A 1964-nucleotide genomic window follows, 5' to 3' on the forward strand; every position below is an offset into this window, starting at 1 on the left:
AATATTACAGCCCTGATTATTGCCTTATATTTTGAAAAAAAATTACTAACTATAATTGAAGAACCTGAGAGAAATATTCACCCATCCCTTATTTCCGGCGTTGTGCAGATGTTGAAAGAGGCATCACAGAAGAAGCAAATTATTGTTACCACCCACAATCCGGAGATGGTGAGGCATACAGATTTAAAAAGCATTCTGCTTATCTCTCGAGATAAAGAAGGTTTTTCTACCATTTCCAGACCTGTTGAGAAAGAAGAGGTAAAAATATTTTTGCAAAATGAGATAGGAATTGAAGAACTCTATGTACAAAATCTCCTGGAGGCATAAACATGGATTATAAAATGTTGTTTATTCTCGTCGAAGGAGACGATGATAAAAGATTCTTTGAGAAAATAATAACTCCTCTCTTTGAGGGAAAATACTATCTAGTTAAGGTATGGAAATATGCACAACAGAAAAAGGAGAAGGTTAGTAAATTTCTTGAAAGCATTAAAGCAATGAGTGCGGAGTATATCTACGTATCAGATATTGACCGTACACCATGTGTAACAGCAAGAAAACAATATATACAAAATAAATTTAAGGAAGTTGACAAAGATAGGATAATAGTTGTAATAAGAGAGATAGAAAGTTGGTACCTTGCCGTATTAGACGATAAGTCTTCTAAAAAGCTTGGCATTCGTTATTCAAATACTACAGACAATGTTACTAAAGAACAATTTAATAATTTAATCCCAAGAAAGTTCGATTCCAGGATAGATTTCATGCAAGAAATTCTAAAGTGCTTTAACATAGAAACAGGAAAGCACAGAAATACGTCATTCAGGTATTTTATTGACAAGTTCAATTGTGAAGTTTAAGGCGCAGCTGCAGCGGCGGTGAATTGTGATACCAAGCCCTTATCATCCCTTTCCTAATGGGCGAGCGGTGGTTTAAAGGTGCAACAATTCCTTTTTCCTTATGGGTGGGGAGCGGGGGAAGGGCGCTAATAAAATTACTAAAAAGATATCACTCCTCCTAAAGCAAAAAAGAGGAGTGATATCTCTTTTAAATACTCAAAAATCTACCTTCTACAACTACTTCAATGTTTCTTTTAGTTCTTCTATAGTTATACTAAGAATATTTTTCTTTATTTGGTTTATGGTTTCTTCGTTTGCTTTTCTGATCTTGTTTTCTAATCTCTTATCAAAATCTTCTCCAAACCTTTGATTTAGAATTTCTATGATTAATTCTCTTTCTCCTTCAAGTTTCCCTTCTACTTTACCTTCCAATTTAGCTTTTTCTCTATCTTTTTTTGCTATCTCTTCTAATGTGTCAAACATTTTTGGCACCTCCATTTCTTCTAGCTCTTTGTACCTTTCTTCTATCTCTTTGTAATCTGTCCTCTTTCTAAGCAATTCTAAGAATGCGTTTCTGTGTTTATCAAACTTTTCTTTTTCTCCTTCTGGCAATTTCGATATTATCTCTTCATTTATCATCTTTAGCAACTCTTCCATTTTTTTTATCTTTACGTTTGGTTTGTCCGTTAATAAGATTACTCCTAGTGCATTCTTCATGTTTATTATCGTTTCTTCTTTTATATTACTTAAATTTATTAGTTCATAGTCAGCTTTTATTAAATACTCTTCCATGTTTTTTATCTTTGTTATCTTCTCTTTTACGTCCATTGGTGATGTCCATTTTGCTTTTCCATCGTAAAAGACCATCCCGTTAGTTCAGTTTGTTCACGTTTTAAATCTGTTTCTTTTATTTGTTGTGTGATTTCTCTTGGTAGAAAGGCTTTTAGGAAGTCGTAGAATATAGCTCTGTCTTCAAATAATTCTTTGAATATGGAATCTTTTATTGGATTAGACATAAGCTTCTCCTTTTTGGTTTATTTTTTGTTTGTCCAGTTTAATTATACCATATGTTTTTGAAGGTGTGTTATTTCTTCTCACGTAACTTTTGTATAATAAGTTTTATAG

Annotated in this window: 4 protein-coding genes; 2 read left to right on the plus strand and 2 right to left on the minus strand. The window is 32.6% G+C overall.

Annotated features, from left to right (window positions below):
- Both AA81_RS13160 and AA81_RS14460 read left to right on the plus strand, forming a co-directional pair.
- Positions 1–327: AAA family ATPase (locus tag AA81_RS13160; protein ID WP_169999800.1), on the plus strand; the 327-nt coding region annotated here is incomplete at its 5' end.
- A gap of 2 nt (positions 328–329) precedes the next feature.
- A complete protein-coding gene (locus AA81_RS14460; RefSeq protein ID WP_211286438.1) occupies positions 330–860 on the plus strand; it encodes a hypothetical protein in 531 nt (176 codons plus the stop codon).
- A gap of 216 nt (positions 861–1076) precedes the next feature.
- Here AA81_RS14460 and AA81_RS13170 read toward each other — a convergent pair whose 3' ends face one another.
- The gene (locus AA81_RS13170; RefSeq protein WP_245857180.1) at positions 1077–1667 is read right to left on the minus strand and encodes an RpnC/YadD family protein; all 591 of its coding nucleotides are present in this window, start codon (positions 1665–1667) and stop codon (positions 1077–1079) included.
- On the minus strand, positions 1658–1855 hold the full coding sequence (locus AA81_RS14640) for a hypothetical protein (RefSeq protein WP_245857179.1): 198 nt from the start codon (positions 1853–1855) through the stop codon (positions 1658–1660). Before AA81_RS14640 ends, AA81_RS13170 begins: the two co-directional genes overlap by 10 nt.
- Positions 1856–1964: the final 109 nt, after the last annotated feature.

Source organism: Petrotoga halophila DSM 16923, assembly GCF_002924615.1.

What these genes read in the sequence shown, in the direction of transcription:
- AA81_RS14640 (WP_245857179.1), bottom strand. Translation starts at nt 1,855, where the DNA reads ATGTCTAATCCAATAAAAGATTCCATATTCAAAGAATTATTTGAAGAC.
- AA81_RS13170 (WP_245857180.1), bottom strand. Translation starts at nt 1,667, where the DNA reads ATGGACGTAAAAGAGAAGATAACAAAGATAAAAAACATGGAAGAGTAT.
- AA81_RS14460 (WP_211286438.1), top strand. Translation starts at nt 330, where the DNA reads ATGGATTATAAAATGTTGTTTATTCTCGTCGAAGGAGACGATGATAAA.